This window comes from Ralstonia sp. VS2407, assembly GCF_052950655.1.
Genome location: NZ_JBRFVG010000398.1, coordinates 1 through 430, shown reverse-complemented (window position 1 = coordinate 430; position 430 = coordinate 1). Strand labels below are relative to the sequence as shown.

The 430-nt window shown below is 70.5% G+C and carries 1 pseudogene; it reads right to left on the bottom strand.

The features are described 5' to 3' along the window. Positions 1–430 (bottom strand): annotated as a pseudogene (locus tag ACU8YE_RS25665) (hypothetical protein); the annotation flags it as partial.

Here is a 430-nt window from a genome sequence, read left to right as displayed (position 1 = left end):
GGTTGTAGGTGGAGAGCGGGGGCGTGGGCTCGAAGGTCCAGCATCGCCCGCCCTCGACGTCCTCGACCACCGGGTCGCCTGAGTTGCTGACCACCGTCCACGTGGCGGGAGCAGTGACGGTGAACGCGTGCGTCGCCTTCAGGTCGGGCTGGTCGAAGCAGGCCCACGCGTAGCGCGCCTCGTCGGGCTCGAAGCTGGTCCACAGATAGACGTTGTCGTCGCCGGGGTCGACGGCGCGGTGGACACCACGCCCGTGCTTGGTGTCGCTCTGCACCGTGGCGACCACCAGCTCGTTCTCCTCGGCGAGGTCGGCCAGCACGATCCGGCCCTCGACCGCGGCGGGCAACGGCTCGCCGTTCAGCGTGGCCGACTCCACCTCTGCGCAGCAGTCGACGAAGGTCGACGCGCCGGCGGCTGCGCTGAAGTGCAC